This window comes from Stenotrophomonas nitritireducens, from assembly GCF_050984405.1.
Lineage (GTDB): Bacteria > Pseudomonadota > Gammaproteobacteria > Xanthomonadales > Xanthomonadaceae > Stenotrophomonas > Stenotrophomonas nitritireducens_B.
Map to the genome: position 1 here is coordinate 929,952 of NZ_CP158790.1, position 22,070 is coordinate 952,021.

Annotated in this window: 14 protein-coding genes, 2 tRNA genes, 3 rRNA genes and 2 pseudogenes; 11 read left to right on the forward strand and 10 right to left on the reverse strand. The window is 65.3% G+C overall.

Features of this window, described 5'->3' with window-relative positions; genetic code table 11:
* Positions 1 to 172: 172 nt before the first annotated feature.
* Both ABTV91_RS03875 and pyrE read right to left on the reverse strand, forming a co-directional pair.
* Positions 173 to 826, reverse strand: coding sequence for a hypothetical protein (locus tag ABTV91_RS03875; RefSeq protein ID WP_433854112.1), 654 nt, complete (start codon positions 824 to 826; stop codon positions 173 to 175).
* Positions 827 to 901: 75 nt separating this feature from the next.
* Positions 902 to 1,561 (reverse strand): orotate phosphoribosyltransferase, encoded by a 660-nt coding sequence (gene pyrE / locus ABTV91_RS03880; RefSeq protein WP_153192796.1) that lies wholly within the window; start codon positions 1,559 to 1,561, stop codon positions 902 to 904.
* Between the two features lie 110 nt (positions 1,562 to 1,671).
* Here pyrE and ABTV91_RS03885 point away from each other — a divergent pair, with 110 nt between their 5' ends.
* From ABTV91_RS03885 to ABTV91_RS03895, 3 genes are all read left to right on the forward strand, one after another.
* The gene (locus ABTV91_RS03885) at positions 1,672 to 2,472 is read left to right on the forward strand and encodes an exodeoxyribonuclease III (protein ID WP_433853317.1); all 801 of its coding nucleotides are present in this window, start codon (positions 1,672 to 1,674) and stop codon (positions 2,470 to 2,472) included.
* Positions 2,469 to 3,998 carry an AmpG family muropeptide MFS transporter gene (locus ABTV91_RS03890; RefSeq protein ID WP_433853318.1) on the forward strand — a complete coding sequence of 510 codons (1,530 nt, stop codon included), beginning with the start codon at positions 2,469 to 2,471 and terminating at the stop codon, positions 3,996 to 3,998. Before ABTV91_RS03885 ends, ABTV91_RS03890 begins: the two co-directional genes overlap by 4 nt.
* Before the next feature lie 80 nt (positions 3,999 to 4,078).
* Positions 4,079 to 4,309, forward strand: a complete 231-nt coding sequence (locus ABTV91_RS03895; protein ID WP_433853319.1) for a hypothetical protein — start codon at positions 4,079 to 4,081, stop codon at positions 4,307 to 4,309.
* A gap of 204 nt (positions 4,310 to 4,513) precedes the next feature.
* Here the strand turns inward: ABTV91_RS03895 and ABTV91_RS03900 are convergent, their stop codons facing one another.
* Complete coding sequence (locus ABTV91_RS03900; protein WP_433853320.1) at positions 4,514 to 5,638, reverse strand: anhydro-N-acetylmuramic acid kinase; 1,125 nt, start codon at positions 5,636 to 5,638, stop codon at positions 4,514 to 4,516.
* Positions 5,639 to 5,713: 75 nt separating this feature from the next.
* Positions 5,714 to 7,165, reverse strand: coding sequence for a peptidoglycan DD-metalloendopeptidase family protein (locus ABTV91_RS03905; protein ID WP_433853321.1), 1,452 nt, complete (start codon positions 7,163 to 7,165; stop codon positions 5,714 to 5,716).
* 163 nt (positions 7,166 to 7,328) lie between these two features.
* Between ABTV91_RS03905 and tyrS the strand changes: the two genes are divergently transcribed.
* The 6 genes from tyrS (at position 7,329) to rrf (ending at position 14,276) form a co-directional block, all read left to right on the forward strand.
* Positions 7,329 to 8,540, forward strand: a complete 1,212-nt coding sequence (gene tyrS, locus ABTV91_RS03910) for a tyrosine--tRNA ligase (RefSeq protein ID WP_433853322.1) — start codon at positions 7,329 to 7,331, stop codon at positions 8,538 to 8,540.
* Between the two features lie 542 nt (positions 8,541 to 9,082).
* A 16S ribosomal RNA gene (locus ABTV91_RS03915) occupies positions 9,083 to 10,627 on the forward strand.
* Positions 10,628 to 10,718: 91 nt separating this feature from the next.
* A tRNA-Ala gene (locus ABTV91_RS03920) sits at positions 10,719 to 10,794 on the forward strand.
* 20 nt (positions 10,795 to 10,814) lie between these two features.
* Positions 10,815 to 10,891, forward strand: a tRNA-Ile gene (locus ABTV91_RS03925).
* A 224-nt stretch (positions 10,892 to 11,115) separates the two neighbouring features.
* A 23S ribosomal RNA gene (locus ABTV91_RS03930) occupies positions 11,116 to 13,993 on the forward strand.
* 168 nt (positions 13,994 to 14,161) lie between these two features.
* Positions 14,162 to 14,276: ribosomal RNA gene (gene rrf / locus ABTV91_RS03935) — 5S ribosomal RNA — on the forward strand.
* The 16S, 23S and 5S rRNA genes sit together here with 2 tRNA genes alongside, the layout of an rRNA operon.
* 294 nt (positions 14,277 to 14,570) lie before the next feature.
* Here the strand turns inward: rrf and ABTV91_RS03940 are convergent.
* The 4 genes and pseudogenes from ABTV91_RS03940 to ABTV91_RS03955 all read right to left on the reverse strand — a co-directional run.
* Positions 14,571 to 14,741: pseudogene (locus ABTV91_RS03940) on the reverse strand (methylglyoxal synthase); the annotation flags it as partial.
* A 164-nt stretch (positions 14,742 to 14,905) separates the two neighbouring features.
* A pseudogene (locus tag ABTV91_RS03945) lies at positions 14,906 to 15,157 on the reverse strand (beta-ketoacyl-ACP synthase I); the annotation flags it as partial.
* A 39-nt stretch (positions 15,158 to 15,196) separates the two neighbouring features.
* Positions 15,197 to 16,912: a M28 family metallopeptidase gene (locus ABTV91_RS03950; protein WP_433853323.1), complete on the reverse strand. Its 1,716-nt coding sequence runs from the start codon at positions 16,910 to 16,912 to the stop codon at positions 15,197 to 15,199.
* A gap of 59 nt (positions 16,913 to 16,971) precedes the next feature.
* Positions 16,972 to 17,628, reverse strand: a complete 657-nt coding sequence (locus ABTV91_RS03955) for a hypothetical protein (RefSeq protein WP_433853324.1) — start codon at positions 17,626 to 17,628, stop codon at positions 16,972 to 16,974.
* Positions 17,629 to 17,674: 46 nt separating this feature from the next.
* Between ABTV91_RS03955 and ABTV91_RS03960 the strand changes: the two genes are divergently transcribed.
* Together ABTV91_RS03960 and ABTV91_RS03965 are read left to right on the forward strand one after the other, a co-directional pair.
* Entirely contained in the window at positions 17,675 to 19,006 is a 1,332-nt protein-coding gene (locus tag ABTV91_RS03960; protein ID WP_433853325.1) for a murein hydrolase activator EnvC family protein, read from the forward strand.
* A 117-nt stretch (positions 19,007 to 19,123) separates the two neighbouring features.
* Positions 19,124 to 20,569 carry a S41 family peptidase gene (locus ABTV91_RS03965; RefSeq protein WP_433853326.1) on the forward strand — a complete coding sequence of 482 codons (1,446 nt, stop codon included), beginning with the start codon at positions 19,124 to 19,126 and terminating at the stop codon, positions 20,567 to 20,569.
* A gap of 235 nt (positions 20,570 to 20,804) precedes the next feature.
* On the opposite strand, the gene ABTV91_RS03970 is transcribed toward ABTV91_RS03965, so the two are convergent.
* Positions 20,805 to 21,128 (reverse strand): DUF1820 family protein, encoded by a 324-nt coding sequence (locus ABTV91_RS03970; protein ID WP_433853327.1) that lies wholly within the window; start codon positions 21,126 to 21,128, stop codon positions 20,805 to 20,807.
* A gap of 41 nt (positions 21,129 to 21,169) precedes the next feature.
* Entirely contained in the window at positions 21,170 to 21,862 is a 693-nt protein-coding gene (locus tag ABTV91_RS03975) for a rhomboid family intramembrane serine protease (RefSeq protein ID WP_433853328.1), read from the reverse strand.
* Positions 21,863 to 22,070: the final 208 nt, after the last annotated feature.

Consider the following 22,070-nt stretch of genomic DNA (forward strand, 5'->3'; position numbering starts at 1 on the left):
GGAATCGGCGTAAAAACGCCATAAAAAAGCGGGAAACCTGCGCGGCAAGCCCATCCGGGCTGCGCCCACAGGAGGGGGACGCGCCGGCAGGGGGGTAGTGCTGCGTCCCGTCATGCGGCCGCCCAAAAGAAAAGCGGCCCGAAGGCCGCTTCCGATCCGGTCGCCGTGGCCGTCAGCCCTGCCTGGGCGGTGGCTCCGTCGCCGCGGGTGCAGTGGCGGCGGCCGGCGCGGCGATGCCCTTGAGCTCGCGGTAGCGGGCCAGGGTTTCGGCGATCTCCACGTCCAGTGCCCTGCGCTGCTGCTCGAAGGCCGCCTGCAGCCGCAGCTGGGCGAGCAGCTCGGCGTGGCGCTGGCGGATGTCCCCGGCCTGCTTGTCGGAAACCTTCTGCCCGGCCAGTTCGCGGTCGCCGGCGGTGGACAGCTGGGTGGCCAGCGCCTCGCGCAGGCTGGCCACGTTGTAGGCCGCGGTCTTGATGTTGTTGTCGACGATGGCCGCGCGCTCGTTGAACACGCGCCGCAGCGCGTCCTCGCTGCCATAGGTGGACAGCATCGCCTGTTCGGTGCGCCGGCGGGTCTCGGCCGCCGCCGCGTCCACCTGCGCCTGCGCCGCCGCGAGCTCGGCGTCGGCGCGTTCCTCGGCGGTGAGCGCGCGCTGCACCTCGGCGCTGCGCAGGCCGCTGCGCGCGCTGAACTCCTCGCGCGCGCTGTTGACGGCTTCCGGCGGCAGGGTGTCCGAACAGATCCGCTCGCCGCGGGCGTTGTCCCAGCAGTACAGCTTCTTGCCGGTATCGGCCGGCTTGTTCTGCGCCAGCGCCGGCGACGGCATCGCCAGCGCGGCCAGCGCCAGCAGCATGCCCGCACCGGCGGTGGACGGATTCGGCCTCATGGCAGCCCCCTGCGGTCAGCCCGTTGGATTGCTTCCGTAACGGGCCCGGTAGGCCAGCAACGGTTCGCGGTAGCCGACAAGTTCCGGGTTCCCGGAGGCGAATGCAAGCAGGTCGGCCAGGTTGGCCACGGCGATCACCGGGATGCCGGTCTCGGCGGCCACGGCCTGGGCGGCGGAACGGGGGTCGTCCTCGGAGGCGATTTCCTGGCGGTCCAGCGCGACCACGATGCCGGCCGGGATGCCGCCGGCGGCGCGGATGATCGCCAGCGCCTCGCGGATGGCGGTGCCGGCGGTGATCACGTCGTCAACGATCAGGATGCGCCTGCCGGCCATGTCGGCGCCGATCAGGCTGCCGCCCTCGCCGTGGTCCTTGGCTTCCTTGCGGTTGAAGGTCAGCGGCAGGTTGCGGCCGCGGTGCGAGAACTCGCAGGCGATGGCGGTGGCCAGCGGGATGCCCTTGTAGGCCGGGCCGAACAGCTGGTCGAAGGCGACCCCGGACGATTCGACCGCGTCGGCATAGCAGTTGCCCAGCTGGGCCAGCGCCAGGCCGGTATCGAAACGGCCGGCGTTGAAGAAATAGGGGCTTACCCGGCCGGACTTGAGGGTGAACTGGCCGAAGCGGAGGGCGTCGGCGTTCAGCGCCAGCTGCAGGAAGCGGGAACGGTGGTCACTCATGTAATGCGCATTCTTGTCGTCTATAGAAGGTGTCTAGGGTAAAGCATGGCTTCGGGGAATGCTGGCGCGGGCGGTATGCTGTGCCGGTCCCGGCCTGTCAGTGGTTCTCCATGCGCATGATCAGTTTCAACGCCAACGGCATCCGTTCGGCCACCACCAAGGGTTTTGCCGGATGGTTCGCCCAGCAGCAGGCCGACGTGCTGTGCATCCAGGAAACCAAGGCGCAGGAGTCGCAACTGGCCGACCCCCTGTTCCGCCCCGACGGCCACCACTGTTTCTACCGCGACGCCATCACCAAGAAGGGCTACAGCGGGGTGGCGATCTGGAGCCGGCGCGAGCCGGACGAGGTGCGCACCGGGCTGGGCTGGGCGCCGTTCGACGACGAAGGCCGCTATATCGAGGCGCGCTTCGGCAATCTGAGCGTGGTGTCCTTCTATATCCCTTCCGGTTCGTCGGGCGAACTGCGCCAGGGCTTCAAGTTCGAGGTGATGGAATGGCTGCGGCCGATCCTGGACGAATGGCTGGCCAGCGGCCGCGATTACGTGCTGTGCGGCGACTGGAACATCGTGCGCAGCGCGCTGGACATCAGGAACTGGAAATCCAACCAGAAGAATTCCGGCTGCCTGCCCGAGGAGCGCGACTGGCTCAATGGCCTGTGCGCCGACCTGCCCGGCGACCATGATCCGGCTGCCGGCCGCGGCTGGGTGGACGCCTACCGCGCGCTGCACCCGGAAGGCCAGGACTACACTTGGTGGAGCAACCGCGGCGCCGCCCGCGCCAACAACGTCGGTTGGCGCATCGACTACCAGTTCGTCACGCCCGGCCTGCGCGAGCGCCTGCGCGGCTGTTCGATCTATACCGGCCAGCGCTTCTCCGACCACGCACCGTTCACCGTGGACTACGCTCTGTGACCGAAGCGCTGGTGGAGGCGCCGCATCGCGGCCTGCAGCGGCTGCGCCGCCTGTTCGTGATCCTGCTGCTGGGGTTCGCCTCCGGCCTGCCGCTGGCGCTGACCGGCGGCGCCATGCAGGCCTGGCTGACCGTGGATGGCCTGGATCTGGTCACTCTCGGTTTCCTGTCCCTGATCGGCATCCCGTACACGTTCAAGTTCCTGTGGGCGCCGCTGATCGACCGCTTCGACCTGCCGCTGCTCGGCCGCCGCCGAGGCTGGATCGTGCTGATGCTGCTGGCCCTGGCCGCGGCGCTGCTGGCGATGAGCTCGCTCTCGCCCTCGCGCAACCTGGGCCTGTTCGCCTCCGTGGCGGTGCTGGTGGCCTGCCTGTCGGCCACCCTGGACGTGGTGATCGACGCCTACCGCACCGACCTGCTGCAGCCGGCCGAACGCGGCCTGGGCGGTTCGTTGACCGTCCTCGGCTACCGCCTGGCGATGGTCCTGTCCGGCGGCATCACCCTGATCTGGGCCGAGCAGTGGCAGAGCTGGCCGCAGGTGTACCGGGTCATGGCCGGGCTGTCGGCCGCGGTCGGCGTGCTGGCGCTGGTGCTGATGCCGCCGCTGCCGGAACGCTTCAAGGCACCGGTCTCCAGGGCCAGCAGCGAACTGCGGGGGTTCCTGGCGCTGGTGCTGGGCGTGGCCGCAGGCGCCTGGCTGGCGCACCAGCTGCTGGTGTTGATCGGACTGGACCCGGACAGCAGCGACCGCTGGGTGCGGCTGGTATTCGTCGTCACCCAGATCGCCGCGGCGATGGTGCTGGGCCTGGGGGTCACCCGCTGGGTCCGCTTCGAGACCCTCACCGCCTCGCTGCGCAGCTATTTCGGCATGCGCGGCGCCGGCGCCTTCCTCGCGCTGGTGGTGCTGTACAAGGTCGGCGATGCGTTCGCGCTGAGCCTGTCGACGCCGTTCCTGCTCAAGGGCATGCATTTCAGCCAGGCCGAGGTGGGGCTGGCCAACAAGACCATCGGCCTGCTGATGACCATCGTCGGCGCCATCGTCGGCGGCTTCTTCCTGCTGCGCCTGCGCCTGTCCACCGCGGTGATCGCCTTCGGGGTGCTGCAGCTGGTCTCCAACCTGGGCTTCTACCTGTTGGCCCGCGAGGGTGCCGGCGCCTGGGGCACGGTGGACGTGCCCGCCTTCAACCTGCTGATCGTGCACCTGGATGCGCCCACGCCGATGGACGGCCTGCTGCTGTTCGCGCTGAGCCTGGACAACTTCGCCGGTGGCATGGGCACGGCGGCGTTCGTGGCCCTGCTCAGCGGCCTGTGCGGCACCCGTTTTTCGGCCACCCATTACGCGCTGCTGTCCGCCTTCGCCACGCTGGGGCGGGTGTTCGTCGGTCCGTTCGCCGGCGTGCTGGCCGATGCCTATGGCTGGCAGGTGTTCTTCCTGGTCTCGGTGGTGGTCGGCGTGCCGGGCCTGCTGATGGCCTGGTGGCTGCGCCGCGAGGTGGATGCCACCACCCGGGTGGCCGGGGCAGGCTGAACCAGTCGTTCGTATTGAATCCCCCGGCCGCCTCGCAGATGATGCGACGGGGGGATCCACCGACTGTTGACGTGGTGGACATGGCCGACGTGATCTTGCGGGATGTCGACCCGCTGCTGCTCGAACGCATCCGCCGCCTCGCGGTGGCGCGCGGCTGGACCCGCGAACACACCTGCATGGTGCTGCTCGAACAGGGTCTGTTCGCCGGCGAGCACGAAATGAGCCACGGCTTCGAACACCCGGAAGTGGACGTGCTGTCCGAGGCCATCCATGCCCTGCAGGCGCTGCCTGCCGGAGCCGAATTCGGTTGAGTGCACGTCCAGCATGGGTCGGGGCTGCGCGCCCCAGGCCTCTGTCTTCAAGCACCGCCGTAGATGCGGGGCTCGCCCCGCATGGAGCCTTCCGGGGCAAACCGTGCCGGGCAAGCCCGGTACCTATGACAACAGGTGGCGCAGGATGACGCCCGACGCTTCAGCGGCCGGGCGGGCGCCTGCCAGGGCTGCGCCCCAACGTTTTCACGCCGGATATATCGCGCCAAGGATCCGCGGCCCGCGCGCGCCGCTGACGCCGGGCAGGTTGCCCGGGCGCCCGGCCAGGGTTTCGTGCGCCAGCCAGGCGAAACCCATCGCCTCCATGTAGTCCGGATCGAGCCCGTGCGCGGCGCTGGAAACCACGTCCACGCCGGGCAGCCGCGCGCCGATGCGCCGCAGCAGGTGCGGGTTGCGCACCCCGCCGCCGCAGACCAGCAGCCGCTTCACGCTGGGCAGGTGCGCCAGCAGCGCATCGGCAACCGTGGCGGCGGTGAGTTCGGCGAGCGTGGCCTGCACATCGGCCGGCGCCGGCGGTTCGTTGCCGATCCGCGCCTCCACCCACTCCAGGTGGAACTGCTCGCGCCCGGTGCTCTTGGGCGGCGGCAGCGCGAACCAGGCATCGTCCCGCAACCGCGCCAGCAGCGCCTCGTCCACCCGGCCGCTGGCGGCGAAGGCGCCGTCGGCGTCGAACGCGGTGCCGAGATGGCGTTGGCACCACCCATCCAGCAGCGCATTGGCCGGGCCCGTATCGAAGCCGCGCAGGCTGCCATCGCGGGCGAGCAGGCTCAGGTTGGCGATGCCGCCCAGGTTGAGCACCGCCCGGTCCTCGCCGGCGCTGCCCAGCATCGCCAGGTGGAAGGCCGGCATCAGCGGCGCGCCATGCCCGCCGGCGGCCACGTCGCGGCGGCGGAAGTCGGCCACCGTCGTGATCCCGGTCAGTTCGGCGATGCGGTTGGCGTCGCCGATCTGCCAGGTGAAACCGGGACTGGACGTGGGGCGGTGGCGGATGGTCTGCCCGTGCGAGCCGATCGCCCGCACCCGCGCGCGGTCGATGCCGGCCCGTTCCAGCAGGCCGTTGGCGGCCGCGGCGAAGGCGATGCCGACCTCCGCATCCAGCTGCCCGAGCGCGTCCAGCGAGGCGGGTTCGGCGCCCTGGCCCAGCGCGACCAGCGCGGCGCGGGTTTCCGCCTTCCAGTCGAAGGTGTGCCCATGCACGAACCGGCAGCCGCCGTCTGCCGGGAACTGCACCAGCGCGGCGTCGATGCCGTCGGCGCTGGTGCCGGACATCAGGCCGAGGAACAGGGGTAGCTGCGGATCGACGGGTGCCATGCGGAGGCCGGAAAGAAGAAGGGCAGGGAAGCTTCTAGGCTCCCTGCCCTGGTCGTCAATGCGACGCCTTGCCGGTCAGCCGCGCTTGTTGCGGGCTGCCGGGGCCGCGGCGGTCGCCGTGGTGGTGGGCTTGTCCTTGCCGGCATCGGCGTAGATCAGCTCTTCCATGCCCTGGATGCGCGCCATCGCCGGCGAGGTCTGGGCGCGGAACGCGGCCAGCTCGGCGCCCTTGAGCGGTTCCGGCGGCGGCATGGTCACCGACAGCGGGTTGCGGTGCTGGCCGTTGACGCGGAATTCGTAGTGCAGGTGCGGGCCAGTCGCCAGGCCGGTCGAGCCGACGTAGCCGATCACCGCGCCCTGCGGCACGCGCGCCCCGGTGCGGTAGCTGCCCAGGCGCGACATGTGGCCGTACAGGGTGGTGTAGCCGCGCCCGTGGTCCAGGATCACCACGTTGCCATAACCGCGCTGGGTGCCGGCGAACTGCACGCGGGCATCACCTGCGGCCATGATCGGGGTGCCGGTGCGCGCGGCATAGTCCACGCCCTTGTGCATGCGCATGGTGCCCAGCACCGGGTGCCGGCGCGCGCCGAAGGTGGAGCTCAACCGCGCGAACGGGATCGGCATGCGGATGAAGCTCTTCTTCAGCGGCCGGCCGTTGAGGTCGAAGTACTCGGCCTTGCCGCCGCGCTCGAAGCGGAAACCGGTATAGGTCTTGCCGCCGGTGCTGAAGGTGGCCGCCAGGATCTTGCTGGTGTCGATGCGCTCGCCTTCGCGCCAGGTCTCGTCCATGACCACGCTGAAGCGGTCGCCCGGCTGCACGTCCTTGGAGAAGTCGATGTCGTACTTGAAGATCTCGTCGGTCATCGTGTTGATGGCCGAAGGCGACAGCCCGGCCTTCATCGCCGACGCGTAGAGCGAGCTGCGGATCTCGCCGCTGGCCACCACGGTGCGGGTGGTGGTGACGCGCTCGAGCACCTTCTCGCGGATCTGGTCGCCCTGCAGCGACAGCTCGACACGGTGGCTGGGATCGCGGTCGAAGCGGATGGTGCGCAGCTGGCCGTTCACCGGCAGGTCGAAGGCGACCTCGGCGCCCGGCCGGAGCCGGGTCAGTACCTCGCGGGTGCCCGGATGCTCCAGCACCTGGTGCATCACCGTCGCCGGCACGCCGGCCACTTCGAACAGGTCGCTCAGGGTCTGGCCGCGTTCCACCCGCAGGATCTGCCAGCTGTCGCCGGGGGTTTCGCTGCGCCGGGCGAGCGAGAGCGGCGGCAGCGGCAGGGCCAGGGTCGAATGCGCCGACGGCAGCGGCGCGTCGATGGCGTTGGAGAAGCCCGGCACGATGGTCGCCGCCAGCGCGCCGATGGTGGCGAACAGGCTGGCGTGGATCCAGTGGCGGCGGGTCCAGCGTTCGTTGAACGCGGCCGGGAGATGTTGCTTGAGCTTCCGATGCAGGGCGGTGTCGTGCAGGACGTGGAGTCGTTCCTGGAAGCGCTGCTTGCGCGCCTGGCCGTGATCGGATTGGGACATCGCTCGGTTCTCTCGCCAGCCCGGATCGCGGGCCCAAACGCGGGTAACATAGTCACCCTTCAATACCGCGTCAAACCATTGAGCCGCATGGCTTTTTGATGAATTGGGCGGTTAACCTCCACTTAACACCCCCATGTCTGACGGCGAAGCCGGGAGTTCTAGCGTGTCCTCGATTGATGAAGCCCTTGCCCTGATCGGCCGTGGTGCCGATGAAATCCTCAAGCTGGATGAACTGCGCCAGCGTCTGGAGAGCGGTCGTCCGCTGCGGGTCAAGGCCGGCTTCGACCCCACCGCCCCGGACCTGCACCTGGGCCACACCGTGCTGCTCAACAAGCTGCGCCAGTTCCAGGAGCTCGGGCACCAGGTGATCTTCCTGATCGGCGACTTCACCGGCATGATCGGCGACCCCTCGGGCAAGAACGTCACCCGCAAGCCGCTCTCGCGCGAGGACGTGCTGGCCAACGCCCGCACCTACGAGGAGCAGGTGTTCAAGGTGCTCGACCGCGAGCGTACCGAGGTCCGCTTCAACTCCGAATGGTTCGGCAAAATGGGGGCGGCCGACATGATCCGCCTTGCCGGACAGCACACGGTGGCGCGCATGCTCGAGCGCGACGACTTCGCCAAGCGCTACGCCGCCCAGCAGTCCATCGCCATCCACGAATTCCTCTACCCGCTGGTGCAGGGCTACGACTCGGTGGCGCTGGAAGCGGATGTCGAGCTCGGCGGTACCGACCAGAAGTTCAACCTGCTGATGGGTCGCGGCCTGCAGGAGCACTACGGACAGAAACCGCAGATCGTGCTGACCATGCCGCTGCTGGAAGGCCTGGACGGCGTCAACAAGATGTCCAAGTCGCTGGGCAACTACATCGGCATCAGCGAGCCGGCGATCGACATCGTCACCAAGACCATGAAGATCGACGACACGCTGATGTGGCGCTGGATCGACCTGCTGAGCTTCGACATCTCCATCGCCGAGGCGAAGCAGCTGCGCGCCGACGTCGAGGCCGGCGCCATCAATCCGCGCGAGATCAAGCTGCGCCTGGCGCGCGAACTGACCACCCGTTTCCATGATGCCGCCGCCGCCGAGCAGGCCATCGCCGGCTGGAACGCCGCGGTGACCGGGCAGGGCGACATCACCCAGCTGCCGCTGCAGGAAGTGACGGTGCCGGCCGAGGGCCTGCGCATCGGTGCGCTGTTGACCGCTGCCGGCCTGACCCCGAGCAACTCCGAGGCCTCGCGCAAGCTCAAGGAGCGCGCGGTGAAGGTGGACGGCAACGTCGTCGAAGACGCGCAGACGGTCCTGCAGCCGGGCTTCGAAGGCCTGCTGCAGGTAGGCAAGCGCACCTTCGCCCGTGTGCTGCTGGTTGCGGCCTGAAGTCACATATATAGGCAGCCGGCAGCAGGGCGTGGATGATTGGCTGAATGGACGACGTCCATCTGCCTGATCTCCTGTGCAGCCTCTTCACAAAACTGTGAAGAGGCCGCATACTTCCGCTCCTTCGCCGCCGGCCCACGGGTTGGCAGCGAAGGGAGAAGTTGAAGTCACCCGCACGAAGGTGTTGACGGCAACGAAAAGGCTGCCATAATAGGCGGCTCGCTTCGACGAAAAGCCCTCGGGTTTGGGGTTGGAGCGGCGGAGTCGGGCCTCGAAACGAGGTGTTGACGAAGCGGAAAAGCCGGCTATAATGGGCGGCTCGCTCGGACGGAAACGTCGGGCACTTGGAAGAAGGCGCTGAGGCCGATTCCGAAGTTCTTTGAAAGTATGCGCAGGTATCTTGTGAGGGCGCCTGCAGGAGTGGATGACTGTCCATCTTGCAGACGTTTGATCAAGCAATGAATAGTTTGTTAAAGCAAGCGAAACGTTGCCAGAGGTCGAGCATCTGCAGCTAAGAGTATTTGCCTTCGGGCATGTAGTTTTAAGTGAAGAGTTTGATCCTGGCTCAGAGTGAACGCTGGCGGTAGGCCTAACACATGCAAGTCGAACGGCAGCACAGGAGAGCTTGCTCTCTGGGTGGCGAGTGGCGGACGGGTGAGGAATGCATCGGAATCTACTCTGTCGTGGGGGATAACGTAGGGAAACTTACGCTAATACCGCATACGACCTACGGGTGAAAGCAGGGGACCTTCGGGCCTTGCGCGATTGAATGAGCCGATGCCCGATTAGCTAGTTGGCGGGGTAAGAGCCCACCAAGGCGACGATCGGTAGCTGGTCTGAGAGGATGATCAGCCACACTGGAACTGAGACACGGTCCAGACTCCTACGGGAGGCAGCAGTGGGGAATATTGGACAATGGGCGCAAGCCTGATCCAGCCATACCGCGTGGGTGAAGAAGGCCTTCGGGTTGTAAAGCCCTTTTGTTGGGAAAGAAAAGCAGCCGGTTAATACCCGGTTGTTCTGACGGTACCCAAAGAATAAGCACCGGCTAACTTCGTGCCAGCAGCCGCGGTAATACGAAGGGTGCAAGCGTTACTCGGAATTACTGGGCGTAAAGCGTGCGTAGGTGGTTGTTTAAGTCTGTCGTGAAAGCCCTGGGCTCAACCTGGGAATGGCGATGGAAACTGGACGACTAGAGTGTGGCAGAGGGTAGTGGAATTCCTGGTGTAGCAGTGAAATGCGTAGAGATCAGGAGGAACATCCGTGGCGAAGGCGACTGCCTGGGCCAACACTGACACTGAGGCACGAAAGCGTGGGGAGCAAACAGGATTAGATACCCTGGTAGTCCACGCCCTAAACGATGCGAACTGGATGTTGGGTGCAATTTGGCACGCAGTATCGAAGCTAACGCGTTAAGTTCGCCGCCTGGGGAGTACGGTCGCAAGACTGAAACTCAAAGGAATTGACGGGGGCCCGCACAAGCGGTGGAGTATGTGGTTTAATTCGATGCAACGCGAAGAACCTTACCTGGCCTTGACATGCACGGAACTTTCCAGAGATGGATTGGTGCCTTCGGGAACCGTGACACAGGTGCTGCATGGCTGTCGTCAGCTCGTGTCGTGAGATGTTGGGTTAAGTCCCGCAACGAGCGCAACCCTTGTCCTTAGTTGCCAGCACGTAATGGTGGGAACTCTAAGGAGACCGCCGGTGACAAACCGGAGGAAGGTGGGGATGACGTCAAGTCATCATGGCCCTTACGGCCAGGGCTACACACGTACTACAATGGTAGGGACAGAGGGCTGCAAGCCGGCGACGGTGAGCCAATCCCAGAAACCCTATCTCAGTCCGGATTGGAGTCTGCAACTCGACTCCATGAAGTCGGAATCGCTAGTAATCGCAGATCAGCATTGCTGCGGTGAATACGTTCCCGGGCCTTGTACACACCGCCCGTCACACCATGGGAGTTTGTTGCACCAGAAGCAGGTAGCTTAACCTTCGGGAGGGCGCTTGCCACGGTGTGGCCGATGACTGGGGTGAAGTCGTAACAAGGTAGCCGTATCGGAAGGTGCGGCTGGATCACCTCCTTTTGAGCATGACAGCATCGCCTGTCAGGCGCCCTCACAAGAGACCTGCATTCAGAGTTCTGCACCGGCAGCCGGTGTGGAGAAGTCCCATTTTGGGGCCTTAGCTCAGCTGGGAGAGCACCTGCTTTGCAAGCAGGGGGTCGTCGGTTCGATCCCGACAGGCTCCACCACTAAGCTTTGACAGAACATTGGGTCTGTAGCTCAGGTGGTTAGAGCGCACCCCTGATAAGGGTGAGGTCGGTGGTTCGAGTCCTCCCAGACCCACCACTCTGAATGATTGGCGCATACGAAAGAATTGATTGGGGACGGCATTGTGGCCGTGTCCTGTTCTTTTAAAACTTGTGACGTAGCGAGCGTTTGAGATGTCTATCTTGACGTGTCGTGAGGCTAAGGCGAGAGACGCAAGTCTCTTTATTGATTGAGTCGTTATATTCGTGTCCGGGCTTTGTACCCCTGGACATCAGATAACCCAAGGCAACTTGCGGTTATATGGTCAAGCGAATAAGCGCACACGGTGGATGCCTTGGCGGTCAGAGGCGATGAAGGACGTGGCAGCCTGCGAAAAGTATCGGGGAGCTGGCAACAAGCTTTGATCCGGTAATGTCCGAATGGGGAAACCCACTGCTTCGGCAGTATCCTGCAGTGAATACATAGCTGCTGGAAGCGAACCTGGTGAACTGAAATATCTAAGTAACCAGAGGAAAAGAAATCAACCGAGATTCCCTGAGTAGCGACGAGCGAACGGGGAACAGCCCTTAAGCTGGTATGGTTCTAGAAAAACGGTCTGGAAAGGCCGGCCATAGAAGGTGATAGCCCTGTATTTGAAAGGGCCATTCCAGTGAAGACGAGTAGGGCGGGGCACGTGAAACCCTGTCTGAACATGGGGGGACCATCCTCCAAGGCTAAATACTACTGACCGACCGATAGTGAACCAGTACCGTGAGGGAAAGGCGAAAAGAACCCCGGAGAGGGGAGTGAAATAGAACCTGAAACCGTGTGCGTACAAGCAGTAGGAGCTCGAAAGAGTGACTGCGTACCTTTTGTATAATGGGTCAGCGACTTACTGTTCGTGGCAAGCTTAACCGTATAGGGGAGGCGAAGGGAAACCGAGTCTGATAAGGGCGCATAGTCGCGGGCAGTAGACCCGAAACCGGGTGATCTAGTCATGCCCAGGGTGAAGGTGCGGTAACACGCACTGGAGGCCCGAACCCACTCCCGTTGCAAAGGTAGGGGATGAGGTGTGATTAGGAGTGAAAAGCTAATCGAACCCGGAGATAGCTGGTTCTCCTCGAAAGCTATTTAGGTAGCGCCTCATATGTATCCTCTCGGGGGTAGAGCACTGTTATGGCTAGGGGGTCATCGCGACTTACCAAACCATTGCAAACTCCGAATACCGAGACGGACTGTATGGGAGACACACGGCGGGTGCTAACGTCCGTCGTGAAAAGGGAAACAACCCAGACCCACAGCTAAGGTCCCAAATTTTGTGCTAAGTGGAAAACCATGTGGAAAGGCACAGACAGCCAGGAGGTTGGCTTAGAAGCAGCCACCCTTTAAAGAAAGCGTAATAGCTCACTGGTCGAGTCGGTCTGCGGGGAAGATTTAACGGGGCTAAGCACAGAACCGAAGCTTGGGGTGCATAACTTTGTTATGCGCGGTAGAGGAGCGTTCCGTAAGCCTGTGAAGGTGAGTTGAGAAGCTTGCTGGAGGTATCGGAAGTGCGAATGCTGACATGAGTAACGATAATGCGGGTGAAAAACCCGCACGCCGAAAGCCCAAGGTTTCCTTGCGCAACGTTAATCGGCGCAGGGTGAGTCGGCCCCTAAGGCGAGGCAGAAATGCGTAGTCGATGGGAAGCAGGTTAATATTCCTGCACCTCGCGTAAGTGCGATGGAGGGACGGAGAAGGTTAGGTGTACCAGGCGTTGGTTGTCCTGGGGAAAGGCGGTAGGTTTGGATCTTTGGCAAATCCGGGATCCTTTAAGACCGAGCACCGAGACGAGTCTTTAAGACGAAGTCACTGATACCACGCTTCCAGGAAAAGCTCCTAAGCTTCAGCTTACGCAGACCGTACCGTAAACCGACACAGGTGGGTAGGATGAGAATTCTCAGGCGCTTGAGAGAACTCGGGTGAAGGAACTAGGCAACATGGCACCGTAACTTCGGGAGAAGGTGCACCATTGCCGGTGGCCCATGCGGGCTATAGCTGGCGATGGTCGAAGTGACCAGGCCGCTGCGACTGTTTATCAAAAACACAGCACTCTGCAAACACGAAAGTGGACGTATAGGGTGTGACGCCTGCCCGGTGCTGGAAGGTTAATTGATGGGGTCAGCCGCAAGGCGAAGCTCTTGATCGAAGCCCCAGTAAACGGCGGCCGTAACTATAACGGTCCTAAGGTAGCGAAATTCCTTGTCGGGTAAGTTCCGACCTGCACGAATGGCGTAACGACAGCGGCGCTGTCTCCACCCGAGACTCAGTGAAATTGAAATCGCTGTGAAGATGCAGCGTTCCCGTGGCAAGACGGAAAGACCCCGTGAACCTTTACTATAGCTTTACACTGAACGTTGAGTTCGTCTGTGTAGGATAGGTGGGAGGCTATGAAACTGTGGCGCCAGCTGCAGTGGAGCCATCCTTGAAATACCACCCTGTCGTGCTTGACGTTCTAACCTAGGCCCGTTATCCGGGTCGGGGACCGTGTATGGTGGGTAGTTTGACTGGGGCGGTCTCCTCCTAAAGAGTAACGGAGGAGCTCGAAGGTACGCTCAGCGCGGTCGGACATCGCGCACTGTGTGCAAAGGCATAAGCGTGCTTGACTGCAAGATCGACGGATCAAGCAGGTACGAAAGTAGGACTTAGTGATCCGGTGGTTCTGTATGGAAGGGCCATCGCTCAACGGATAAAAGGTACTCCGGGGATAACAGGCTGATACCGCCCAAGAGTTCATATCGACGGCGGTGTTTGGCACCTCGATGTCGGCTCATCACATCCTGGGGCTGTAGTCGGTCCCAAGGGTATGGCTGTTCGCCATTTAAAGTGGTACGCGAGCTGGGTTCAGAACGTCGTGAGACAGTTCGGTCCCTATCTGCCATGGGCGTTGGAAGTTTGAGAGGGGCTGCTCCTAGTACGAGAGGACCGGAGTGGACGAACCTCTGGTGTTCCGGTTGTCACGCCAGTGGCATTGCCGGGTAGCTATGTTCGGAAGCGATAACCGCTGAAAGCATCTAAGCGGGAAGCGCGCCTCAAGATGAGACTTCCCGGGGCACAAGCCCCCTGAAGGAACCATGTAGACTACGTGGTTGATAGGTCAGGTGTGTAAGCGCGGCAACGCGTTGAGCTAACTGATACTAATGATCCGTGTGGCTTGACCATATAACCTCAAGTTGCCTTGGCCGACATGACATGTCGATGGACCCAAGTGCACGCTACGTCACAAGAACCTACGAGAGGCTGGCGCTTGTATGCGCTTCCCTGCGCAAGAGCCCGCACATCCATGTGCGGACTCTTCAAGAGAAGCGATAGCGACCCTCCAACCCTCTCCCTGGTGAAATTAGCGCTGTGGAACCACCCGATCCCATCCCGAACTCGGAAGTGAAACGCAGCTGCGCCGATGGTAGTGTGGCTCAAGCCATGCGAGAGTAGGTCATCGCCAGGGTTTTTACCCCCAAACCCCCGCTGCATGCGCAGCGGGGGTTTGCTTTTGCGCGCGGGAAGACATCCGGACACCGCGTTCGGCAGGACGGCTGGCTAAGGCATCTGGAGGCGGGAGTGCGCTACCAAACTCCCAGCCTTGACTACGCGAACTCAGCTACTTGCATGGGAAGTGCGGCCACAGCGGCACTACAGGTCCGCCTACAGACGCCATACGCGCGACTGGCCAGACGTCGACCAGAAGCTCAAACAGCAACGGCACCTCACGGTGCCGTTGCTGTTTGCGACGCCGTGAAGATCAGCGCTGCTGCGGGCGCTGCCGCGCCGCAATGGCCCAGCGGGCGGCCAGATTGGGCGCAGTTATACACACCGCCTTGTCCGTCACCGTGGTCACCGCCCGCTCCAGCAACTGGATGTCCGCCTCGTGCTGACGCGCCACGTGCGGGTCCTCGAAGAAAATCGCCCACTGGCGGTGTTTCTTGAAGTGCTTCTCAGCCATCACCCGCAGGCCGGGCTGCTGAACGGGATCCTCGTGAGCGAAGGGTCTTTTGGGTTAGATCAACGCCAGTCGCGCATACGACAACGGCGCCCATAGGCGCCGTTGCTTCAATCACTGTCGCTGGAACGCGAAGATCACACCCGGCCGAATACCAGCGTTGCGTTCGTGCCGCCGAAGCCGAAGCTGTTGGACATCACCGTCTCCAGCGCCGCCTCCCGCGTCTGACGCAGGATCGGGAAGCCCTCGGCGCGCGCGTCCAACGTCTCGATGTTGGCAGGGCCCGCCATGAAGCCGTCGCGCAGCATCAGTAGGCAGAAGATCGCCTCGTGCACGCTGGCGGCGCCCAGGGAATGGCCCGACAGCGCCTTGGTCGAGGAGAGCGGCGACAACATGCCGTTGACGATCTCCTCGACGCTACAGGCGTATCAGTCGCCGCCTGCGGCTCTACCTTCCATCATGCGGTCGCGGTTGGCCTTGAACGGGTTGCCTTCGTACCAGTTGGGCCAGCTGTCGCCACCGGCCAGTTCCTTGCCGACGCCGTACAGCAGCGCGAGGTCTTCCATGGCGCCGTCCAGCTTCCAGGTGGCGGGATCGTACTCGTCGCGCGGGCTGTGGTAGCGGTCGCGCCCGTAGGCCTGGGCGGCCTTGCGGCCGGCTTCGATGCCGCCCTCCAGAAGGTCCTGGCCGCCGCCGGCATAGAGCGCGGGAACGCCCGCCTTGGCGAAGTTGAAGTGGTCGGAGCGGAAGTAGAAGCCGCTCTGTACCGACGATTCGGCATGCAGCGTGCGCTTCTGTGCGGCGGCCAACGGCTTGAGGATGTCCTCGAGCTCGGAGCTGCCGTAGCCGGTAACGGTCATGTCGCGGGCACGGCCGTTGACCGACATCGCATCGATGTTGATGACGCCGGCGATCTTGTCCAACGGGAACGTTGGATGGTTGACGTAGTACTGCGATCCCAGGAGGCCGGATTCCTCCAGCGTCACGGCGAGGAACACCACCGAGCGCTGCGGCGCCGGTTGCTGGTGGGTCATCGCGTCGGCGATCTCGAGGATGCCGGCCACGCCGGTCGCGTTGTCCACCGCGCCGTTGTAGATGCTGTCGCCGCCATCCTTGTCCGATGCCTGGCCCTCATGCCTGCCGAGATGGTCCCAGTGCGCCATGTAGAGGACGGCTTCGTCGGCGCGCTGCCCGCCGGGCAGGACGCCGACCACGTTGCGCGATTTCTTCGCCGCGATGCTGCTCTTCAGGTCCAGCGACAGCGTGGTGCGCAGCGGCACCGGCTTGAAGCCGCGCTTGTTGGCGTCGCGGTAGGCCTTTTCCAGATCGAGGCCTGCGTCGGCGAACACCTGCCGCGCGGCGTCCGCGCTCAGCCAGCCCTGCGCCTGCAGGCGCGGTTCCTTGTCCTCGGCGGCCGGCAGGTCGTACTGCGCCCCGCCCCAGGAGTTCCGCACCACGTCCCAGTCGTAGGCCGCGCCGGCAGTGTCGTGCACGATCAGCGCCGCCGCCGCGCCCTTGCGCGCGGCTTCCTCGAACTTATAGGTCCAGCGCCCGTAGTAGGTCATGCGTTTGCCTTCGAACAGGCGGGCGTCGTCCACATGGAAGCCGGGATCGTTGACGAACATCACCACGGTCTTGCCCTTCCAGTCCTGGCCGGCGTAGTCGTTCCAGTCCTGCTCGGGCGCATCGACGCCATAGCCGACGAACACCATCTCGCTGGCCTCGATCTTCACTTCCGGCTGGCCGGTGCGGGTTCCGATCACCATGTCGCCGCCGAAGCCGAGGGTGCGGCTGGCATCGCCGTGGCGGAGCGTGAGCACGGTCGAGGGGTCGGCGATGGTCTCGGTCATCGGCACGTCCTGGAACCAGCTGTCGCCGTTGCCCGGCTGCAGGCCGATGCGCTGCATCTGGTCGCGGATGTACTCCACGGTCAGCGTTTCCCCCTGGCTGCCGGGCGCGCGTCCTTCGAACGCGTCCGAGGCGAGCGTCTTCACCAGTTCGGCGAAGTCGACGGCATTGATGTCGCTGGAGAAGGCATGCGCCGGCGGCGGCACCGGGACGGGAGCCGGCGGGGAAACGGCTTCCTGCTTGCAGGCGGCCAGGGCCGCGCCCGCGGCGAGGCACAACAGGATCTTGCGGGGCATTGAAACGGGCTCCGGATGAGGGGCGAAGCCCGATTCTAGGCAAGCGCTCCGGGAAGCGCTCAATCCTTCGGCGCGGCCTCGGTGTCGAAGCGACGCACGGTGGCGCCGCTGACGGTGCCGATGGACGCGCTGTCGTGCACGTACAGCGTCACCTCGCGCTCGAAGTTGAGCGGCCCGTCGACCACCGCGTTGGGGCCGATGATGATGCGCGGCTTGCGCGGCGGCGTCAGCGACAGGCCGAACGACGGCTTGGTCACGCGGATGCCGCCCTTCACGTGCGAACCGATGCCCACGGTGATGTCGCCGTTGACGGTTTCGACGTCGCGGCCGATCTCGGTGCCGACCAGGCCGATGCCGCCGTTGACGGTTTCCACGCCGCCGCCGACGCGTCCGCCCTGGTCGATGAAGATGCTGCCGTTGACGGTTTCCACGCCGCCGGACAGCACCAGCCCGCGCCCCGCGCGGATCGCGCCGTTCACGGTCTCCAGGCTGCGCGCCTGCACGTTGTCGTCGACGTTGATGCTGCCGTTGACGGTCTCCACGCCACGGGCCTGCACGCCCTTGGCCAGGTGAATGCTGCCGTTGACCGTATCCAGGTCGCGGTACGCGGTGCCGGACTCGGTGCGGATGCTCCCGTTCACCTTGCTGATGTCGTCGGACGCCATCGCCAGCGGGCAGGTCAGCCCCAGGGCCAGCAGAAGAAGGAATCGGTTCATCGTGCGTCTCCGTCGGGAATTCCTGTGGGCGGGAATGGATGGCAGCATGGCTGGGTACAATCCGCATCTGCCTGAAGTCACTGGAACGCCCTTGCGACCGTACCGCCAACGCCGCCCGACCGTCTGCTCCCCGGCATTGCCGGCCTGGATGGCCGGCTGCCTGCTGGCGCTGGCCTTCGCGGTCCCCCTCGCCCAGGCACAGAACAGCCGCGACGCGGAGAAGAAGCTGCAGCAGGTGCGTGGCGAGCTGAAGAACGTGGCGCAGGAGCGGCAGCGCCTGGAGGGCGAGCGCGACGCCGCGTCCCGGCGCCTGCGCGAAGCCGACCAGAAGGTAGCCCGCAGCGGCCGTGCGGTCGCCGATACCGAAGCGGCGATGCGCCGTGAACAGCAGGCGCTGGCCGAGCTGCAGCAGCGCCGGGCTGCGCTCGAAGCCAACCTGGGAAAGCAGCGCCGCCAGCTTGCCGCCCTGCTGCGCAGCGCCTACCAGCTGGGCGACCATGCGCCGCTGAAGCTGCTGCTGTCGCAGGACCGCGTGGCCGATGCCAACCGCGACCTGGCCTATCACCGCTACCTGCAGCGCGAACGGGCCAGGACCATCGGTTCGCTCACCACCGACCTGCAGGCGCTGGCATCGAACGAACAGGAGATCCTGGCGCGCAGCCGCGAACTGGAACAGGCGCGCGCGCAGCAGCGCGAACAGGCGGCGGCGCTGGCCGAGGACCGCCGCCGGCGGGCGCAGGTGGCGGCCGAACTGGACCAGCGCTACCAGGACCGCAGCGAACGCGAAAAGGTGCTGGGCAAGGACGCGCGCGCACTCGAGCGGCTGCTGTCCAATCTGCGTGCGGCAGCGGCCCGCGCCGAAGCCGAGCGTCGCGCCGCCGCCCGCCGGGCCGAGGCCGAGCAGGCCCGCCAGTCGCGGCAGGCCGCCTCCGGGACGGCGCGGCCCGCGCCAGGCAAGGTGCCGCCACGGGTCACCGCGAACGCACCGGCGCCGAAGGTCGGCGGGCTGGGGTGGCCGCTGTCGGGCAACCTGCTGGCCCGCTACGGCGGTCGCCTGCCCGATGGCCGCACCAGCAGCGGCGTGCTGATCGGCGCGCCTCCCGGCACCACGGTGACCGCGGTCGCCGACGGCACGGTGGTCTTCTCGGACTGGATGACCGGCTACGGCATGATCCTGATCGTCGATCACGGCAATGGCTACATGAGCCTGTATGCCCACAACGACACCCTCCTGCGCGATGCCGGCGCGCGCGTGCGCCGCGGCGACGCGGTCGCCCGGGTCGGCAACTCCGGCGGGCAGGGCGTGGCGGCGCTGTACTTCGAACTGCGCCGCAATGGCCAGCCGGTCGACCCTTCCACCTGGCTGCAGCGCCAGTGACCGCAGGCTGAGCGGGCGGCGGTCCCGGTGCCCCGCGTTCAACGGGAATTCGGCCGGGCTTCGCGCATAATCGGTTCCGACGCGCATGGTGCGCATGCGTTTTTCATGGAGTGGTTCATGCGTGTAGCCGGCCTTGCTGCTGCCCTGCTGTTCGCGCTGTCGCCGGCCGTCGGCCTGGCGCAGAGCGTCCCGGACAAGACGCCCGGGGCGGACGATCCCGATGCCAAGGAGTCGGTCACCTCGCGGGTGCCGCTGGAGGAGATCCGCCGCTTCGTCGCCGTGTACAACGCGGTGCGCGCGGCCTATGTCGATCCGGTGGACGATAGGAAGCTGATGCAGTCGGCGGTGCGCGGCCTGCTGCTGGACCTGGACCCGCACAGCACCTACTTCGACAAGGCCGACGCCGAGGCGTTCGACGAGCAGGCGACCGGCGCCTACGAGGGCATCGGCGTCGAACTGCTGCAGCAGGACGGCGTGCTCAAGGTGGTTTCGCCGATCGACGACACGCCGGCCGCCCGCGCCGGCCTGCGCGCCAACGACCTGATCGTGGCCATCGACGGCAAGCCGATCGATGCGATCGAGGCGATGGAGCCGCTGCGCGGCCCGGCCGGCAGCCAGGTGGTGCTGACCATCGAGCGCGGCGAGGAAAAGCCGTTCGACGTCACCGTCACCCGCGAGACCATCCGCGTCACCAGCGTGCGCAGCAGGATGCTCGAACCCGGTTATGCCTATGTGCGCATCAGCACCTTCCAGGCCGATACCGGCGCGGATTTCCAGAAGCACATCGCCCAGCTGCAGGCGCAGGCCGGGGGCAAGTTGAAGGGCCTGGTGCTGGACCTGCGCAGCAATCCCGGCGGCCTGCTCACCGCGGCGGTGCAGGTGGCCGACGACCTGTTGGAGCAGGGCGGCATCGTGAGTACCCGCGGCCGCATTTCGGTCAGCGATGCGAAGTTCGAGGCGACGCCGGGCGACCTGATGAAGGGTGCGCCGGTGGTGGCGCTGGTGGACGCCGGCTCGGCCAGCGCGTCGGAGGTGCTGGCCGGCGCCCTGCACGACAACCGGCGCGCCCGCATCGTCGGCAGCCGCACCTTCGGCAAGGGCTCGGTGCAGACCGTGCTGCCGCTGGACAACGGCGATTCGGTCAAACTCACCACCGCGCGCTATTACACGCCCAGCGGCCGTTCGATCCAGGCCACCGGCATCGTGCCGGACGTGGAACTGGCCCCCGACCCGGCCAACGCCACCAGGGACATGCCGGCCGCGCTGGCCGATTTCAGCGAAGCCAAGCTGCCGGGCCACCTGCGCGGTGACGACGAGGCGTCCGGCGTCGCCAGCGGCGTGGTGCTGCCGGGCGACGGGCCGATCCAGTCGGCGCTGCGCGAGCTCAAGCAGCCCGGCTCGCTCGCGGCCCGGCCTGCGGCCGCGGCCAAACCGGAAGCGAAGGCCCCGTCGGTGGGCGTCACCGTGCCCACGAAGCCCGAAGCGAAGGCGCAGCCTGCAGGCGCCACCGTGCCGGCCAAGCCGGAAGATGCCAAGCCGGAAACCGTCGACAGCGACAAGTGACAGTGCGTGTTGGCATGTCCTTGAAAGCCCCTCTCCCACCGGGAGAGGGGTTGGGGTGAGGGTCGGGAAGCCCTTGCGACCTTCGCCTGTCGCGAAACCTCACGCGACTTCTCCCCGGCGTTTAGCACCAACACGCGCTGCTGCCGAGCATCGGTCATACACGTGCATGGGCGGGAGTTCGCCAGCCACGCGCCTTCCCCGAAACGCGACTTTCCCGAAAGGGGAAGAGGTGCGCTCAGCGCGGCTTGGCCGGCATCGGAAACGGCGTGACCACCTTTTCTCCCGTGGCCGCGTCGCGGATGGCCGATTGGCCCTTCTTCTCCACTTCCTCGATGCGCACGATGCTCTGCATCGGAAGATGCAGCGCCTTGGTATCGCCGAACTCCTCGCGCAGGCGCTCTTCGGTCGGGTCCACCACCAGGCCGTCGTGAAGGTCGAACACCAGTTCGGCGATTTCGTTGAATCCCCACAGGTGGCTGCTGCCGACGCGCCGGGCATACAGCTCGTACACCTTGCCGTGGTTGAGGAACGTGATCTTGTACAGGGGCTTGCTGCTCATCGCCCGATTATAGGGACGCTGCGGGCGCCGCCGTGCCCGGGCTAGAAGCCGTGGCGCTTGCGCAGCCGCCGGGCGATCGCCGCGCGGATGTACAGGCCGTAGACGATGCCGAACAGGAAACCGGCCACGTGCGCCGACCAGGCGACCATGCCGAAGCTGGGGCCGATGTAGGCGAACACCACCTGCAGCGCCGCCCATACCCCGATCAGCAAGTAGGCCGGCGCGCGCACGAACTCCAGGAACAGGCCCAGCGGCACCACCACGCCCAGCCGCGCGCCCGGGAACAGCGCCAGATATGCGCCCAGCAGCGCCGACACCGCCCCGCTGGCGCCGATGATGATCTGGTCCGGGGATTCCATCGCGTACAGCGCGGTCAGGTTGGCCGCCGCTCCGCCCAGCAGGAACAGCAGCAGCAGCCGCCACGGCCCGAGCACCCGCTCGGCCGGCAGCCCGAAGATCAGCAGGAACACCAGGTTGCCGAGCAGATGCGACCAGTCCGCGTGCAGGAACAGCGCGGTGAACAGGCGCAGCACGCTGCCGTCGCGCAGGGCGGCCCACCAGTCCTGGGGATTTCCCAGGCCCGTGGACAGCGCGCCCCAGTCCATCCACAGCGAGCGGCGGGCCTCGTCCGGCCGCGAGATCGACCAGAGGAAGGCCAGCCAGATCGCCGCGAACAACAGCGGCACCGCCCAGCGCGGTCCTGGTTTATGGCGGGAGGGAATGGAAATGAACATGGGCGCGCAAGCCTACCCCGTGAAGGCCCGGGACAGGGTGATGGAGCGAGAGGAAATGAATGGGGGCGGCGTTATTGTTTAGTTAACAGGCTTGATGGATACTGCATACGGCGTCGTATGTCGGGAGGGGACTCCGGCGCACCGCAGGGCTGGCAACGGCTTGGCGGTGCAGGCGCACAACGAATCACCACCGCCCTACGGAGAGAGC